The sequence below is a fragment of the Litoribaculum gwangyangense genome, from assembly GCF_039543505.1.
GTDB lineage: Bacteria > Bacteroidota > Bacteroidia > Flavobacteriales > Flavobacteriaceae > Litoribaculum > Litoribaculum gwangyangense.
On record NZ_BAABJW010000002.1, the window covers coordinates 84,667 to 101,792 of the forward strand.

Consider the following 17,126-nt stretch of genomic DNA (forward strand, 5'->3'; position numbering starts at 1 on the left):
ATCCGCAAGGATTTTCAGAAGTAGGCGAGAACAAGCAATTACTTATAGCCATTGTTGTGCTTTCGTTAATTTTCTAATTCGCTTTCTATCATTATTTTTAATTCTAATAAAGTAGTTTTTATTTGTTTTAATCGGGATTTAAACTCCTGATACTTTTGACGTTCTAAATCAAAAACCCAAAGAAAATCTTGATTGTTCAAAATATCGTCTACTTTTAAATCAAAATGTATGTGTTTCCTTCCATCTTTATGGATTACTCGTTTCAACTTCAAAAATTTATGTTGCAATTCAGAAATTTTGGTTTTTTTTTGATTGTAAAAATCATTAGAAAAGAAAGTGTAAATTGGTAGTTCAGCTGTATAAGCATTATTAATTGCTGTTCTTAAAGAATCGTTGCTAATTATATCTAAACCATTTGATTTTAGAGCTTCAAAAGGTCCGTTATCAAAACGCATATAAACGTCTTGCCCTAAATTTGTATAAAAATCTAAAAAAAGAGAATCTTGAATTATTTTTTTATCAAATATATAGGTCAGCAAACTATCTAATCCACTCTGTTTTTTTTCAATTCTTGGTACTAGGAAATCTTCGTATGCCTGTAAATCTTTATTTATTGAATTAAGAAGTTCATTTAAAATGAGAGATTCTTTTTTATTGATTTTTCTACTCTCATTCCAATTATTAATTTGAAGCGCAATTAAAATTCCTATAACAACAAGTACAATTTCTCCAATTGCATATTTAAAATACTTCGCAGTTTTTCCTTCTGAAAGTAAATTTTGTCTGATTTTCCTAAAGAATTTTATCATTTGGTTAACGGTTTCTGATAATGAAGCACAACGGTCTCGTATAACCGTCAGTTACGGTTTGGCAAGCCTAAATTTCGGGTTAAAAAACGACTTTAGAAATTCCGAGTGGATTCGGACGTAGTCGAATCCGCCGTAATTGCGGTTATACATTGTTGTACCACGTATTTTTTCAGTCATTTAATTGAACTAACTTTCCTTCTGGCATACTCATATCTCGATGTCCGCCAATTACAAGCCACTTGCCATCTTTTTTGACCATAAAATCACTCCATCTTAAAGTACCTCTAAAGGTATTCCCCTTTGTTGGTCCATCGGGCATATCCTCACCATAATAAGTGAATGTTTCAGTATGTGTATAATGCGCAATAGCTGATTTACCATCATCTAATATTTGAATTTCTATGGGAGTAACCTCCATTTCTAAACACTCTTCTTCTGCCTTCATAATTTCCCAAAACTTCGCCATTCCTTCCTTTGTAGTCAATTCATTTTTTTTTGACTCCCATTTCTTCCAATCTGGATGATGATAATCCATATAAGTTTCGAAATCGTTGTTTTTCCAAGATGCAAAACGACCTTCAATCGCTTTCCAAACTTCTTGTTCAATTTCTGTTTGACTTATTTCTTTAATGTCAATAGTGTTAGACTCTTTTTTATTCTCATTGCACGAAAATAATAAAACTGTCACTGCGATAATTGAAATTATTTTTCTCATAAGTTTCTTCATTTATATGTGGTACAACGGTTTGTGTATGATTAGTGGCGTGCTTAGCACCTAATTTAGCAAATAAAAACCGAATAGAAAATCCGCGAGGATTTTCAGAAGTAGACGAGAACAAGCAATTACTTATAGCCATTGTTGTAAGTAGTTGTTTTAATTTATTATTTCATTAAAATACTTTCTTCGATATTCAGAACTATTTTGTTCAATTTCAAAAGTTTGTCTTATTAATCGTTCAATTCGAGTGTTAATTATTGTTCTGTAGAAGTCTACATTCACGAACATTTTTCGAGCCATCAACATATACTTGTCATTTCCAAAGTCAAGAGTATGTTCATAGTCAATCATCGCTTTTACTTGATTAATCGCTTTTCCTAATTCAGTTCCGGTTTTATTTATAGGATAACTTTCAATTTTTTCTAATTCTTCGAGACAATTTTCCGCATACTTTAGAACTTCATCTGTATATCTGAAATTTTTTATATTTCTAGGAAGCCAAGTAAAGTAATTAAAGTTCGTTTCAATCAATTTTTTTATTGTAAAGCCTTCGTATTGGGTAAAATGCAATATAGAGTCCAATGAATAAGTTCTAGCTCTCGGAATTCCATCATCGTGCGTTTTATGAATATAGTTCACTTTGTCAGGATTCCAATTCTGACCTGGGTTTGAATCCAAATTATATTCTCTTTTTTCTCTAAATATTGAGTTCATCTTATTATTCCAGAATTGTTTGGTCAATTACTTACAACGGTCTTGGCTATGGTTTCGTTGCGTGTTTAAGCATTAAAGTTAGCAAATAAATCACAGATAGAAAGTCCGCAAGGACTTTCGTAAGTAGGCTCTAACTAGCAATGAATTATATACATTGTTACCCACAGTATTTATTTTCATTATTCGCTTTTCAGTCGGATTTCGGTCATTACGTTATTCAAATCAGCGAACAGTTTGGAAAATTCCGATTCGCCACTTTCCATTTTTGATATATTTTCAGTAATTCGGGTTTGTCCCATATTTGACAAAAAATAAAAATTCGCATTTCCGTTTGTCGGTAAATCAGGATTCTCAAATTGTTTCCCTTTGAAAGAAATCAAATGTCCGTTTTCTACAAATTCTTTAGTTACTTTTTGAACACTTTCGTGTTGTCCAGCTCCGATAAATCCACCACCAGAACTTAAATAGATACTTGCATCTCCAGTCAAATACGTAACCACAGTTGCAGTTCCGCCACCCATATCTAAATCAGATACAATTCCGTAAACTTTTATAGAGTCACCTGGAATTTGAAATCCAAGTTGTTCAGCTGTTACAGTTAATGCCATTTTTCGCATATCCATATATGGATTCTGTTCAACAGTCATTTCCGTTTGCTCTGTTTTTTCGGTAGTTTCTTTTTTCGGTTTGTTGTTGCAGCTAATTAGAATTCCAATTCCTACGATTGAAACTATTCCGATTAAAATGTATGTCAGCATAGGTTTTTTCATATTGTGGGTAACGTGTTTGGCTATGGTTTCGTTGCGTGAAAATCCGCTAGGATTTTCCGCCGTAAACCGAAGATAGCAAATTTGCGAGGACTTTCCGCGAGGAAAGTTAGAAGCAATGAACTATAGCCGGTGTTGTACCACGTATTTTTTACGATACCCAAGTTCCTTTTATTTTTTCCACAATCCAATTTCCTTTTTCGTCTTTTTTGATAAAAATTCGACAACCACTACCATTCAGACGTCCCTTTGTAAAACCTGCATTCAGTACTCCAAACGATTTTGTTTTGTCAAATAGAATTCGGGTAAATGATAGCGAACCTTGAAAATTAAAATCATATTTAGTTGTCCAAAATTCACGTCTTTCAGGGAATTCAGATAATGGTTTAAATCTTAATTTTTTATTGTCCGACTTTAGTTTGTCAAAGTCCACTTTAAATCCGCTTTCCAACTCAAAGTATTTAGAGTCAACCACAAGTTTTTGGTTTTTGAAATGATTAATCAGTTCAGACATATCTTCTTTTTCGAATTGGTTGATTGAATCAGGGAAAGCTATGTAAATTTCAGTTGTGTCATTGATAATTGAGTCTCGTCTATTTTCCCACTCATTTAACCTATTTTTATAGTCATCTGATTTTTTCCAACTTTCGAGTGCTTTATTGTAATCAGATTTGGCATCAAATCCTTTTTCGGTCAGATAATTTGGTGGTGGCGGTGGCGGTGTTGGGATTAGACGAATGTCATTATACATTTTGTCCGAAAGTTCAGGAAATAATTCGTAGAATGCCTTTTGCTCAAATTCCAAATCGGTTAGTTCAGTTTTCTGTTCACAATTAAAGAATGTGACAGAAATCAGTATTAAAATCAGGATTTGAGGCAGTTTGGTCATATGTAGTACAACGGTTACGTATAAGAATAGTTGCGTGGTTAAGTTACTAATTTAGCAAACAAAAACTAGCCAGAGGAAAATCCGCAGGATTTTCCGAGTAAGCAATGACCAAGCAATTATTTTTATACATTGTTGTGCTTTCGTTATTTATTTTAAGTTTCTCAATTTAATGCCTCGATTGTTTCATCAATATTTTTATCTAATCCACCTAACCATTGAATATCTACAAGGACACTTGTCAATATGGAACTAAGCTGTAAATAAGTCTCTCTCTTTTTTAAAAAAGACAGAAAATCTTCATCAGATAAATTATAATCCGGATGCTTTGTTAAAACTACATTTGGATATAGTCTTTTATTATAGTCGTCGATTAAAGAGAAATATAAAAATAAAGGCCTATTCTCATTATTAAAAATATTATTCAATTTACGAGCTTCTTTAAATCCATCTAAGATAGTTTCATAACTAGTCAATGCAGTACTTTCTTCAGAAGTTAATAGTCTAAATTGTCCAGAAGTTTTTGCGGCATTAAGCCTTGATTCATTGATGTCAATTGCTCCAGCTGGCATCATCTCAATAACTAACTTTTTTAATGTATCTATAGTAATCTCATCGTTATCACCTGCAGATACATTTAAAACTGTTATGATTTTTCCGTGACATTGTTCTACGTAGCTTTTATAACTTTTGAAAGATTTTTTATTTTCAAGTAATTCTTCTTTAAGAGCTAGCTTTAAGTTTGAACTATCCCGTAATTCAATTCTTTGTTGATTTAGATTATTTAGCCATAAAGCAATTAAAATTCCGATAACTACAAGTATGATTTCGCCAATTGCATATTTGAAATACTTTCCAGTTTTATTTTTTTCCATAAGGTCGTATCGTATTCTTCTAAAAAATTTTATCATTGGTTAGAGGTTTGTAATATAGTAGCACAACGACCTGCTAAACGCAGTTCTGTTTTGCGAATGAAAAGATAATAAATTTAAGTAACAATGATTTGCGAATTAGCCAGAAGTAAGTTGATGTATCTCAAATCATTGTTTACCGAAAAGTTAGCGCAGCTACCGTAAGTTGTTAAATTTATTAGATTGGGAGTTCAAGAAAGAGAACCAAATTGCATTTAGCTATTGTTATGGCACGTTAAGCACTTGAGTGCGTCAGCTGGAGCTGTTTTTGGCTTAAATGCCTTGAGCAATTTGGTTTAGCAGGTCGTTAGAGCACATTTACTTGTGGGGTGGGAGTGCTTTGCACGTAGCAACACAAGTCAGCTTCAGCTGAATGTGCTCTAACGTTTGGTGTAAGGATAGTTGCGTGGTTCGCAACTAATTTAGTAAACAAATACTTGCCAGAGGAAATTCCGAAGGAATTTTCGTGATACGCACTAACCATAGGAATTAATTATACACTGTGTTGTGTTTTTGTTATTTTCCAATTTCCAATTCCACCTCGATTAATTTTTTTATTGTTTCAAATTCGTTTTTCAGATTTGTATGAAACTCCAATTGAGAGTTTGATTGAAAAAATTGGTTATTTATAAGGTTTTCAAATTGTTCGTTTTCGAGTAGCGCTTTATTATGCTGATTTTTAAATTTAGATGGACCAACATCATAATTGGAATATACATTGTCCATTTTTCTGTAGTTAAAATTTTTATATAAGAATGGTTGAAAAATCTCATAAAGATAGGTAGAGAAATTATTATCCCACTTTCCAACATATTCAATATTTGCAGGTAAACCATATAGTTTACTTTTAAGAATATCAGATTCTATTAGAGCAACTTTCCCTGTGTTTAAACCTTCACTTAATGTTCCTGCTAAAAACTCGATTTCTACGCCCTCAATAATATTATAAATTAAACTATCAAGTGATTTCAAATTTTTATCGTTAGATGGCTCGTTGAATAAATCTAGAATTTTTTTTGAACTATTTAACGTGCTTTTTATTATTTCAATTTTATCAATTGCTAAATCAATATTGCCATTTACTTCTGCTAAAAGTCTTTTATTGAATTCATTAGATTCAATTGTGTTGGTTCTATTATTATTCCAATTATTAATTTGAAGTGCAATCAAAATTCCAATAACCACAAGGATAATTTCTCCAATTGCATATTTCAAATACTTTCCGGTTTTTCCTTCTGAAAGCAAGTTTTGTCTAATTTTTCTAAAGAATTTTATCATTGGTTAAAGGTTTGTCATAATGAAGCACAACGGTCTCGTATAACCGTCAGTTACGGGTTTATATGCGTTAATTTTCGGTTTGGCACTGACTTTAGCAATTCCGAGTGGATTCGGACGCAGTCGAATCCGCCGTAATTGCGTTTATGCATTGTTAGCCCCAGTTTTTATTTATTTTTGCTTTTATATTTTATCACTGCAATTGAATCTTGTTTTACTTTCTCGATATTTGCAATTGAATCTAAGCGAGCTTTCTCACTTGCATTATTTTCAATCATAACATTAAATACTTGTTTTTGATGGTATAGCTTTAAAAAGTTTGTTCCTGATTGTTTATTTAATTCAGCTTTAAGAGCCTCTCTCAGCAAGTCACTATCAATTACCGAAATTGCTTTATCATAAATTTCTGTAGATGATTTTGGGTCATTAATAGAATGTGAATACTGGATAAGTTGAATGCATTTTTCAGTAAAACGCTTTTTGTCATAAGATATCATGTGTTCTACTTCTATTTTCTCATTCTTGTATGACTCTAAATTGCGGTCATACCGTTCTTTTATAATTGAATATTCCTGTAAAGGATTTTCAATTAATTTACTTATCAAATCATATTGTTTAGCTTCAAACAAAGCGTCTTTAACATAAGGCCAACATTCTGTAGCTACATCAAATTTGTTCTTTACAAGAAATTGAAAAAGTTCTATTGTCTTTGAATTTTGATTTAAGACCCTATTAATTGCTCTAACATCTTGAAATAATTTAGCTACATCTAAATTGTTAATAATCTGATTGGTGTTTTTATCACGAATATCAATAAGAGAAGTCATTGCTGGTGGATAAACTTTGGCAAGAGATTTCCAATCAGACAAAGCAAAAGAAAGTCTAACTCCAGCCATAGATTTATCATATTCTAATACGTGTTCATGAAACCAAATAAATCGTTCAAGAGCTTCTTGGTAATTTTTAGCTTTAACTATGTCTCTAGTATCTATTAGATATTTCTGCATATCTTTTTGAGAATAGACAAAAAGGGAAAAACAAACAAAAATCATAATCATTAGAGTTCTCATAGTCGTTCGGTTAAGATAAATTTATAATACATAAATCATTATCGAGTCTTGAAGCCCAAAATTGGGGCTAACGTGTTGTTATAAGATTAGTTGCGTGGCTTAAGCAACTAATTTAGCAAATACAAACCGAATAGAAAATCCGCGAGGATTTTCGTAAGTAGGCTAGAACTAGCAATAAATTATATACGGTGTTGTAGCCAGTATTTATTCAAATTTCGAGTTTACAATTGAGTTAATCAGTTCTTTTCCAATTGTCTCATCTTTGTAAAGTATATTAATCGTAAATCTTTTATTTCCGAACAATTTTCTGAAACTCTTGGTTGTAAGTATTTCTCCATTCGGATAGTTAAAATTAATTTCAAAAGTGCCAAATTCCATTCCGCTTATCATTTGTTTTGATGATAGAGAATCTAATTCCGTGTTTGAAATTGCCTTTTTTAAAGATTCATACGTTACAGTATTCAATTCCTTATTGCTCTTTGAATAATTTTTAGTTGTATCGAAAATCTTATAATTCGATTCCAGCGTATGAAATTTTCCGTTTTTGTATGCGAATAGAGTGTTCTCAATATCATTCTTTTTCACATTTTGGTCAGATACTTTTTCAAAAGTTTCTATTCCGTTAAATTTAACCTTATCCCAATTCTTTTCCGAAACTTCTCTAAAGTTTTTCGGAATATTAATAGTCCATTTAAAATCATCATTTTCAATCGTGATTTCTTTTTCTTTTTGGCAAGAAATCAAGAGTAAAAATCCGATGATTGATATTTGGAAAGTGCGTTTTCTCATATTGGCTACAACGTGTTTGGCTATGGTTTCGTTGCGTGAAAATCCGCTAGGATTTTCCGCCGTAAACCGAAGATAGCAAATTTGCGAGGACTTTCCGCGAGGAAAGTTAGAAGCAATGAACTATAGCCGGTGTTGTACCACGTATTTTTTACGAAACCCATGTTCCTTCTATTTTGTCAATTTTCCAATTTCCGTTTTCGTCTTTTTTAATAAAAATTCGACAACCACTACCATTCAGACGTCCCTTTGTAAAACCTGCATTCAGCACTCCAAAAGATTTTGTTTGGTCAAATAAAATTCGTGTAAATGACATTGAACCTTGAAAGTTAAAATCATATTCAGTTGTCCAAAATTCCCGCCTTTCTGGGAATTCGGACATCGGTTTAAATTTTAATTTCTCATTGTTTGATTTTAGTTTTTCAAAGTCCACTTTAAATCCGCTTTCCTATTCAAAGTCTTTAGAGTCAACAACAAGTTTTTGGTCATTAAAATGGTTAATCAATTCGTACATATCTTCTCTTTCGAATTGGTTGATTGAATCAGGGAAAGCTATGTAAATTTCGGTTGTGTCATTGATAATTGAGTCTCGTCTTTTTTGCCACTCATTTAACCTATTTTTATAGTCATCTGATTTTTCCCAACTTTCGAGTGCTTTATTGTAATCAGATTTGGCATCAAATCCTTTTTCGGTCAGATAATTTGGTGGTGGCGGTGGCGGTGTTGGGATTAGACGAATGTCATTGTACATTTTGTCCGAAAGTTCAGGGAATAATTCATAGAATACCTTTTGCTCAAATTCCAAATCGGTAAGTTCCGTTTTCTGTTCACAATTAAAGAGTGTGACAGAAATCAGTATTAAAATCAGTATTTGAGGCAGTTTGGTCATATGTGGTACAACGTGTTTGTGTAAGGAACGTTGCGTGTTTGTGTGCGAGGATTTTCCGAAGGAAAATCAGATGCTAGCAAACAAAGCAACGACCAAACGGCTTAACTAAAATAAGCAATGTTTTTTACACGGTGTTGGCAATAGTTATTTTATTTTCTTTCCGTTTCTATATTCTTTTTTTGTTTCAATTCCTTTTTCAGTTAGGCAATATTCTGTCCCGTTTTTCTTTCCGTTAATATACTCACAACGAAAAGTCATTTTTTCTCCGCCATCACGATAACCTAATTCAATTCCGTGTTTTTTATTTCCTAGATATTGACAACTATAAGAAACTTTTCCGTTTGTATATTGTTCTTTAAGTATTTTAATTCCATCATTATTATAAGTGTAAATTTCAAAAATATCGCCTTGAAGGTCATATTCGTATCGTTTTGAAAGTACATAAGGTTTGTCAGGATTGAATATAGTTTTTGAGGAAAGTCTTTTTTCTTTCCCGTTAAAATATACGTAGCTAAATAAAACAACACCGTTTTTAAATTCTTCCTCATAAATTAGGTGTCCATTTGTCCGTTTGACTTGAGCAGTTCCAGTAAAAAGTCCGTTATCGACAACTTTATATACCAAATTGTTGTCGATGTAAACTCCTTTCATTTCAATTACTTCCTGTGAAATCAGTTTGTTGAAAGTGAAAAACAATAATAATATCAGGAAGTTTCTCATTTAGTCATAATTATTGCCAACGGTTTTGTGTATGATTTCGTTGCGTGTTTCAGCAACTAAATTAGTAAACTAAAACGAACCAGAGGAAATTCCGCAGGAATTTCCAAGTAGGCGAGTACTAGCAATGAATTATATACGGTGTTGTACACAGTTTTTTTATTTTTTTAAAGGAATTCCATACGCTCCGCTTTTCGAAATTCCTTTAGAATAGGACGTTTTGGTTTCCAAATCCATTTTTAAATATTCAGTTCCTTTAATTAAAATTCGGACAATGTTGTCTTTCCAGTCGATTTTTATATCGCTTTCAACAAGGTCATTTATAATAGAATACTCATTTTTATATTCACATAATAATGGTGGTGCATAACCTTGGTCGTGATTTATATAAGCCTCTATTTCGTTACTATCATCAATTAAAGTTCCACGAGAACATATAAATCCGTCAAATTCAATTTCATCTCTATTGTCGGTTATGTCAATTACATATGCCCAAACAGAATGGATGTCTCCTTGAACAAGAACACATTTGTTCATTTCGTAATCGTATTTGGATTCTAAAAGTGCTTTCATACTTTATATTATTAGTCAGTTTTTATTTCCAAAACTCCCACCATTTTTTTGAGTCATCTGTTTGGTTCTTATTATCAGAATAACCGTTATAGTTTAATACTAATTTTGCGTAATGATTGACTAGAAAATATTTATGTTCAACATATTTTTCAATTTCTTTTTCAATTCTAGGGCTTTTGAATTTTATCAAATCACAAAAAACGATTCCCTGTATTTCATAAATAAATTCCATTTTTTTGCATTCATTGTATGCTATCAATTCCATTTCTTTATCACCATTCCTTATCTCGTTAATAAAACTAGCCCATTTTATTTTTTCAAATGATGAAGATGATTTTTTTAATTGTTTGAAAATTGCTGGTATAGATTTTTCAGACTTTATGTGAACTAATGTTTCTGCAATTAAATAGTCATTATCAGTTTCTAATAATTCAATTAGTCGTTTTTCTATATATTTTATTTGCTCTTGATTTAATTCCGCAATTATATCTTCATTTGAAAAACAATCTCTTTCCTCTCTAGTTTTTGGTGGAATAATTTTCTTTAGAAGTAATTCGGATTCTCTCATTGGCAAATTGTGTACAACGGGTTTGGCTATGATTTCGGCAGGACTGGCGCGACCCCGAGGCGACCGCTGATCCCTGAGCGGAGTCGAAGGGCAGCGGACAAGTCGGATGGAGGAGCAGCTTCCCGAAATCATTCCGATTAATTAATAAGTCTAAATGTAGCAATAATTATCAAGCTTGCGATTCAGACCTGCTGAATTATAGCCGTTGTTGTGCTTTCGTTATTTTTTTAATTCTTGTTCGATTAAATTTAATATTTCTACAATTCTGTTTCTCAAACTAAAAGATTGGCTATTTGTAAGTTTTGCCATAGAAGCGCAATTAGCAACGACATCTTCAAAATTTGAATTTTCTAATAGTTCAGTGAATTCAATTCCCTTTTTTGAATTACCAAGCTCAAATTTGGTTTTGGTTCCTTGGTCTAAATGGAATTGGGTAACAACATCATTTTTCCAGTAACTATTAATCACATTTCGAAAAGAATATGATTTCATTAAAATGGGAATATAATGCTTGGTTCTATGATTTAGCCATACTTGTTCTTCTTCGGTAACCTGAACTATTTCACTTGTCCAGCGTGATAATTTTTCCTTCAAGTTTCCATTTTGCAACAATTGAATTCTACCAGAGCTCACAATATCATTAACTATAGGATCAAAAGTAGGTGCAATTACAATCTGTCCAACATGTTTTAAGATACTGTCATTATTACGATTTTCTAATTTATCTATGTAATTCAAAAGTTTTAAAGATGATGAAATCATCGTTTCTCTCATTGCTATTTTTTGGTCTAATTGTTCAAGGTTACTTTTAAATTCGGATAGTAATTGTGTCAGCAATTCCTGTTCTTGTAAATGCTCCTTTCTATCTTCGTTCCAATTATTAATTGAGAGTGCAATCAAAATTCCAATTACGACAAGAACTATTTCTCCAATGGCATATTTGAGATACTTTCCAGTGTTGCCCTCCGAGAGTAATTTTTGTCTAATTTTTCTAAAGAATTTTATCATTGGTTAAAGGTTTGTCATAATGAAGCACAACGGTTTTGTGTATGGTTAGTTGCGTGGTTAAGCACCTAATTTAGCAAATAAAAACCGAATAGAAAATCCGCAAGGATTTTCGTAAGTAGGCTATAACCAAGCAATTAATTATACACGGTGTTGCCAGTAGTATTTTATTTACATACATTTTTTCTTCCAACTTTTACTATTTCTTCAATTCCAAATTTGTCAAATCTTTCAAGTAGAGCGCTCGCTCCATTTTTTTTCTTAAACTCTAGTTCTTCTTTATAAAGTGGAATTAATGTATAAATGTCAACTACTTTTTCATTTTCTAAATCTATTTGAGTAAAATCGTCAGACAATTCCATTGAATAAGCCAACATCATAGAAATAAATCCAACTCCTTCAGCAAATTCCTCGCCTTCTTCGTGTCCATAAGTATGCCCATATCCAAACCAAGTTTCATTCTCGTGAGGCAACATCATTATTTCTTTCATAATTCTAATCGGCCAATAATTTTTTTCATCGCTGAAAGATTCGTATTCCAAATTCCACTCTTTTGGAAGTAAAATCATTATTTCAACAAATTCCGATGATTCAACATCTTCAGGAATTGTCATTGGTAATGCACTCATTCCACAACTTAATAGAATATGATATGGTCTATCTTCTGTTGCTTTTATAAAAAAAATGTCTCGATGAATTATTTCAGATTTTTTTTCGTCAAATACAACGATGTCTGCATTTTCGTCAAAAAATTGGTCTAAATGACTGTCAACAATTTCAACACTATTAGGCACTTTATCACTCATATTTTTTTCGGTATTTTGGGAATAAGCAAATGTTGAAACAAGAATCAGAAATATAATTTTGTAATAGTCTATTTTCATTTGATTTCGGGTTTCTCCATATTACTGCCAACGGTCTCGGCTATGAGTAGTTGCGTGGTTTAGCACTTAACTTTGCAAGTACGCACCCAACTGAAAATCCTCGCGGATTTTCAGAAGTAGGCGATAACAAGCAATTATTTATAGCCATTGTTGTAAAACGTTTTTTATAATTCAGCTTTGTATAGGTTTTCCATATTTTTCAATGGTCTTCCTAATAATCTTTCTGCTTCTTTTTGTCCGTTTGCTTTTTGGTCAGAAGTCAGTTTAGTTTCTAATTCTTTTATTTCTTTTACAATCTGTTGCTGTTGAATGTAAGAGAAATCTTTTTTGAATTCATTGAATATTAAAAACCATTGGTAACTTTTAAACAAGTCTTTCTCTAATTCTCCACCATCTCTGTACATTTGAGCAAGTTGTAATCTGACTGAAGTTATGTAACCGCTTTTTGTCAAATTCTCTGGATTTTCAAGTTTGCCAAGTCGAGTTGCCCATTCCAACATTTTGTCCATATTTTTTTCAACTCCCATTCCTGAATAATAGCAGTTGATAATATTCCACATACAAGTTCCATCTCCGTTTTCGGCACACTTTAGTCCAAATTCAAAAGCTTTTTTATAATCTTGTTCAACTCCGTCTCCATTTCCATAAGCCATCATCATTTGATAAAGTCCATCGTTAAATCCTTGTTCTGCAGATTTGGCAAACCATTCAATTCCCTTTTCAGTATTTTGCTCAACGCCAGCTCCTGCACGATAACAGTAACCTAAATTATATTGCGCTTCAGCATTTCCTAATTCAGCCGACTTTTTTAAAATCGGGATTGCCTCTTCAAATTTCTGCTGTTCAATTAATTTCTTTGATTGTTCATTTAATTCGTCCGCATTTTGTCCGAAAACATTAATGCTTAAAAAAGTCAGAATTATAAATATTATTTGTTTTGTCATTCGTTTTTTCAAAATGTTTTACAACGGTTACGTATATGAAATGTTGCGTGTTTGTGTGCGAGGATTTTCCGAAGGAAAATCAGATGCAAGCAAACAAAGCAACTCNTGTTTGTATAAGGAAAGTTGCGTGTTTGTGTGCGAGGATTTTCCGAAGGAAAATCAGATGCAAGCAAACAAAGCAACTCACATGGGTTAAGCACAAAATAGCAATTTTTTATATACTTTGTTGTGGTTAGTTATTTAAATCCGACAGAACATCTTTCAATTCAATAATATCTTCCCGTACAGCAGATTCTTTCACTAGAGAAAGAGCCTTATTTGTAAATTCATATGACGTTCTATAATCTTTTATTTTATAATATGAGTTCGCTAAATTGTAATAAAAATATCCTTTTCTTTCGTGGTCATTTTCAAATTCAAGTCCTTTTTTTAAAATTCCGATTGATTTGTCAAATTTCAGAAGTTTATTGTATGCAGTTCCGAAATTTATATAAGTTATAGAGTATGTACTGTCGATTTTAAGTGATTTCTCGAAATACTTTACACTTTCGTTTAAGTCTTTTAAGTCAGCAGAAACATCGCCTAAAGCATTAAGGATAATTTTATTATTAGGCTCTATTTGATTTGCTTTTTTATATAATTTTTTTGCCTTTTTATAGTTTCCTTTTGCGTCTTGTTCAGATGCAAGGTCAAAAGTCACGGAAGCAATGGAATCCTTTATCCAACCTCTTTTATATTGGTTTTTATAATGAATTTCTGTGTCATTCGAGTTTTTCGAAATAATTTTGTCCGAATCGTTTTTACAATTCAGAAAAGTTAAGATTATTAATGTTAGGAGTATGTTTCTCATAATTAACCACAACGGTTTTGTGTATGATTAGTGGCGTGTTTAAGCACCTAATTTAGCAAATACAAACCAAATAGAAAATCCGCAAGGATTTTCGTAAGTAGGCGAGAACTAGCCATTAATTATACACGGTGTTGGCAATAGTTATTTTTTATTCCGTTTATTCAATCTTTTCAGTCGATTTATTTCCGATTTCTTTGTTCGGTTCATATTTTTAGTCCGAGTACAAAGGTCAGTCGAAAAATAAGGTTCAACTTTATTATTCTCGTCGAAAGTATTAACTTGTAAATCCGTTTCGTATGAGTAAATCAAATGTTCAGAGTTCAGGTCAAAATAATTTCCACAATCCCCTCCTCCACCAGAAGTCACAATAGTTATGAAATCTGATTTTTCTTTTCCCTTAATCAGTTCCTTAACTTTAAAAACAAATTCAATTCTGTTAATTTCTCGAACGAAATATTTTCCTTTTTCAGTAGAGCTTGGGATTGAGTCATAAACTTTTCCTTCGTTAATTTCCACAACTTTTCCAGTAAAAATCAAGTCCGAATGTTCAAAACCGTATTTTACACTTGACTTTTCGCAAGAACAAGAATAAACCTTGTTTGCTGAAAAAATCAGAATGAATATTGTAATGATTATCGGGTTTTTCATAATTATTGCCAACGTGTTTGTATATGGAAAGTTGCGGGTTTGCGTGCGAGGATTTTCCGAAGGAAAATCAGACGTAGCAAACGTGCAACAACCTTTGTTTAAGCCAAACATCAGCAATTTTTTATATACGGTGTTGGCAATAGTATTTTTTTCAATCAAAGAAATGAACATACAAATAAGTCATTTCAGTTTCTCTATTAGTCCACAAATAATATTCGCTAAAAGTATGGTCTAAAAAATCATTCTTATAATAAATTCGGTCAACATTTTTATTAGGTAAATCTAACCAACTTGGTGGATTCTCGTCTTTTTCCAATTCCTCTATTATAGTTTCAAATTTCACATCGTTGCTTTCGGCAACATTCAGAGGTTGGTCGTGGGCAATAATTTTTTCCAAAACAATTGAGTCATAAGTGAACGACATATAATGAACTTGAAAATCAAAATATCCTCGATTTTTAAGTTTAATTTTTTTTACAGATTCAGGTGGCTTAAATCCAAAATTATCCTCAAAAGATGATTCGAGTTTTTCTCTGTTTTGTGATTCGTACGCACAACTATAACTTGTCAAGAGTATAATTAGAATCAAAAATTTCAGATATTTTCTCAATTTTCTTGGGTTCGTTTATATTATTGCCAACGGTCTCGTATAACCGTCAGTTACGGGTAAATATACGAGGACTTTTCGGTTAAGCACTGACGCTCGCAATTCCGAGTGGATTCGGACGTAGTCGAATCCGCCGTAATTGCGGTTATGCATTGTTGGGCTTAGTTATTTTGTTATTCATATCCGTGTTTTTTCTTCCAATCAGAGATGTCAATTTTTTCAATTTCCTCTAATCGCTTTTTCTCATAACTATTTATTTGATAACTAATAAAAAGAAACCAAGCTAAAAAACTCAATAAATAAATTATTGTTTTCTGTTTTAGTTTTAGGATATAGTTTTCGTCTTTTAGATGTTTAAAAGATTCAAATTTATAACTACCTCTTATAAAATAATATGGCGCAAATATGAATAATTGAATTATTTCCGTTATTCCATATTTTTCTATTTTATTTATCTCAATAGAGGCTTTTCGTTCATCTTCTAAAAGTTGTTTGTAAACTTTTTCCGCATCATAAGTTGCGTCTGAATTGTTATTTTCTCCGTTGAATTTGTATTTCTTAATGAATTTATTATCGTTTCTGAAATATGATAATAAAATTTCAGTTAATTGATTTATGGATGTAGGAACCTTGTCAATAACAAATTGCTCATTATTCTTTTCATATATAACAGAAAGTCCATCTTCCTGCAAGCTTCCTCCAACCTCAATCCAATCGCAGTCATTCTTACTTAGACATACTTGATGAAATAAATTCCAGTTGATAGAATTCATAGTTTCAATGATGTCTGATTCAGATGGGTTCTTCTTTTTCAGATTTTCTTTTGAACCATAATCAGATAAAACTAATAATTCCATTCTTTTGTAGGTGTCGTTATAATTAAGCCCAACGGTTACGTATATGAAATGTTGCGTGTTTGTGTGCGAGGATTTTCCGAAGGAAAATCAGATGCAAGCAAACAAAGCAACTCACATTGGTTAGGCACAAAACAGCAATTTTTTATATACAATGTTACCACACGTTTTTATTTTAATTCAGTAATATTTTGGTCAAACCAAACGTCTTCATATCCTTTTTTGTCAATCAAAAAGCGAAATCCAACATCAAGTCCGAGATATTTAATTATATCAGGTTTTTTTTCAATCAAATGCTCTAAGCATAAGGGCTTGAAAAAGGCGTCAGCATTTGACCATTCTCCACTCCAAATATACCATCCGTTCATTTTTCCGTGTTCGGGATGACGTAATCCATTTATCGGTTCAAGTTCAAGGTCAGTCGCAATTCCGATGAAGAGTTTTTCATCAGTTTGAGTAAAGTCAGAATTATACTTTTTACAAATCCGCTTTTGGGATTCAGTATGTTTATTTATTATTCCGACTATTTTTTTCTCCATCGTGTTTCTCAAATGTGTGGTAACGNATATTTTTTATCAATTTTATGTTTTAAATATAAGAAAAATCTTATAAATAAATTACATTTTTTTATAAAAACAAATATTTAAATGG

The 17,126-nt window shown here is 31.9% G+C and carries 22 protein-coding genes; all 22 read right to left on the reverse strand.

The genetic code is table 11. The features are described from left to right. Positions 1-65 precede the first annotated feature (65 nt). Positions 66-809 carry a DUF6090 family protein gene (locus tag ABD963_RS05935; RefSeq protein ID WP_345276038.1) on the reverse strand — a complete coding sequence of 248 codons (744 nt, stop codon included), beginning with the start codon at positions 807-809 and terminating at the stop codon, positions 66-68. 169 nt (positions 810-978) lie between these two features. Further along, a complete protein-coding gene (locus ABD963_RS05940; protein WP_345276039.1) occupies positions 979-1,524 on the reverse strand; it encodes a YybH family protein in 546 nt (181 codons plus the stop codon). A gap of 159 nt (positions 1,525-1,683) precedes the next feature. Beyond that, positions 1,684-2,241 (reverse strand): hypothetical protein, encoded by a 558-nt coding sequence (locus tag ABD963_RS05945; protein ID WP_345276040.1) that lies wholly within the window; start codon positions 2,239-2,241, stop codon positions 1,684-1,686. 179 nt (positions 2,242-2,420) lie between these two features. Then, positions 2,421-2,999 (reverse strand): hypothetical protein, encoded by a 579-nt coding sequence (locus ABD963_RS05950; protein ID WP_345276041.1) that lies wholly within the window; start codon positions 2,997-2,999, stop codon positions 2,421-2,423. A 160-nt stretch (positions 3,000-3,159) separates the two neighbouring features. Continuing rightward, positions 3,160-3,897: a hypothetical protein gene (locus ABD963_RS05955; RefSeq protein ID WP_345276042.1), complete on the reverse strand. Its 738-nt coding sequence runs from the start codon at positions 3,895-3,897 to the stop codon at positions 3,160-3,162. Positions 3,898-4,058: 161 nt separating this feature from the next. Beyond that, positions 4,059-4,769 carry a hypothetical protein gene (locus ABD963_RS05960; RefSeq protein WP_345276043.1) on the reverse strand — a complete coding sequence of 237 codons (711 nt, stop codon included), beginning with the start codon at positions 4,767-4,769 and terminating at the stop codon, positions 4,059-4,061. 552 nt (positions 4,770-5,321) lie between these two features. After that, a complete protein-coding gene (locus tag ABD963_RS05965; protein ID WP_345276044.1) occupies positions 5,322-6,083 on the reverse strand; it encodes a hypothetical protein in 762 nt (253 codons plus the stop codon). Between the two features lie 164 nt (positions 6,084-6,247). Then, positions 6,248-7,150 (reverse strand): hypothetical protein, encoded by a 903-nt coding sequence (locus ABD963_RS05970; protein ID WP_345276045.1) that lies wholly within the window; start codon positions 7,148-7,150, stop codon positions 6,248-6,250. A gap of 204 nt (positions 7,151-7,354) precedes the next feature. Next, positions 7,355-7,939, reverse strand: a complete 585-nt coding sequence (locus ABD963_RS05975) for a hypothetical protein (protein WP_345276046.1) — start codon at positions 7,937-7,939, stop codon at positions 7,355-7,357. Between the two features lie 148 nt (positions 7,940-8,087). Next, complete coding sequence (locus tag ABD963_RS05980) at positions 8,088-8,318, reverse strand: hypothetical protein (RefSeq protein ID WP_345276047.1); 231 nt, start codon at positions 8,316-8,318, stop codon at positions 8,088-8,090. A gap of 66 nt (positions 8,319-8,384) precedes the next feature. Beyond that, positions 8,385-8,825: a hypothetical protein gene (locus tag ABD963_RS05985; RefSeq protein WP_345276048.1), complete on the reverse strand. Its 441-nt coding sequence runs from the start codon at positions 8,823-8,825 to the stop codon at positions 8,385-8,387. A gap of 144 nt (positions 8,826-8,969) precedes the next feature. Further along, a complete protein-coding gene (locus tag ABD963_RS05990) occupies positions 8,970-9,545 on the reverse strand; it encodes a toxin-antitoxin system YwqK family antitoxin (RefSeq protein WP_345276049.1) in 576 nt (191 codons plus the stop codon). A 156-nt stretch (positions 9,546-9,701) separates the two neighbouring features. Further along, positions 9,702-10,115, reverse strand: a complete 414-nt coding sequence (locus tag ABD963_RS05995; RefSeq protein ID WP_345276050.1) for a hypothetical protein — start codon at positions 10,113-10,115, stop codon at positions 9,702-9,704. Between the two features lie 22 nt (positions 10,116-10,137). Then, positions 10,138-10,815 (reverse strand): hypothetical protein, encoded by a 678-nt coding sequence (locus ABD963_RS06000; RefSeq protein WP_345276051.1) that lies wholly within the window; start codon positions 10,813-10,815, stop codon positions 10,138-10,140. Positions 10,816-10,902: 87 nt separating this feature from the next. Then, entirely contained in the window at positions 10,903-11,691 is a 789-nt protein-coding gene (locus ABD963_RS06005; protein WP_345276052.1) for a DUF6090 family protein, read from the reverse strand. Between the two features lie 164 nt (positions 11,692-11,855). Beyond that, a complete protein-coding gene (locus ABD963_RS06010; protein ID WP_237241013.1) occupies positions 11,856-12,494 on the reverse strand; it encodes a suppressor of fused domain protein in 639 nt (212 codons plus the stop codon). A 242-nt stretch (positions 12,495-12,736) separates the two neighbouring features. Further along, positions 12,737-13,516 carry a tetratricopeptide repeat protein gene (locus ABD963_RS06015; protein WP_345276053.1) on the reverse strand — a complete coding sequence of 260 codons (780 nt, stop codon included), beginning with the start codon at positions 13,514-13,516 and terminating at the stop codon, positions 12,737-12,739. Between the two features lie 232 nt (positions 13,517-13,748). Beyond that, entirely contained in the window at positions 13,749-14,366 is a 618-nt protein-coding gene (locus tag ABD963_RS06020; protein ID WP_345276054.1) for a tetratricopeptide repeat protein, read from the reverse strand. 141 nt (positions 14,367-14,507) lie between these two features. Then, a complete protein-coding gene (locus tag ABD963_RS06025) occupies positions 14,508-15,014 on the reverse strand; it encodes a hypothetical protein (protein WP_345276055.1) in 507 nt (168 codons plus the stop codon). A 151-nt stretch (positions 15,015-15,165) separates the two neighbouring features. Further along, positions 15,166-15,585 carry a hypothetical protein gene (locus ABD963_RS06030; RefSeq protein ID WP_345276056.1) on the reverse strand — a complete coding sequence of 140 codons (420 nt, stop codon included), beginning with the start codon at positions 15,583-15,585 and terminating at the stop codon, positions 15,166-15,168. A gap of 209 nt (positions 15,586-15,794) precedes the next feature. After that, entirely contained in the window at positions 15,795-16,478 is a 684-nt protein-coding gene (locus ABD963_RS06035; RefSeq protein ID WP_345276057.1) for a hypothetical protein, read from the reverse strand. Positions 16,479-16,645: 167 nt separating this feature from the next. Next, positions 16,646-17,014, reverse strand: coding sequence for an immunity protein Imm33 domain-containing protein (locus tag ABD963_RS06040; RefSeq protein WP_345276058.1), 369 nt, complete (start codon positions 17,012-17,014; stop codon positions 16,646-16,648). Positions 17,015-17,126 lie beyond the last annotated feature (112 nt).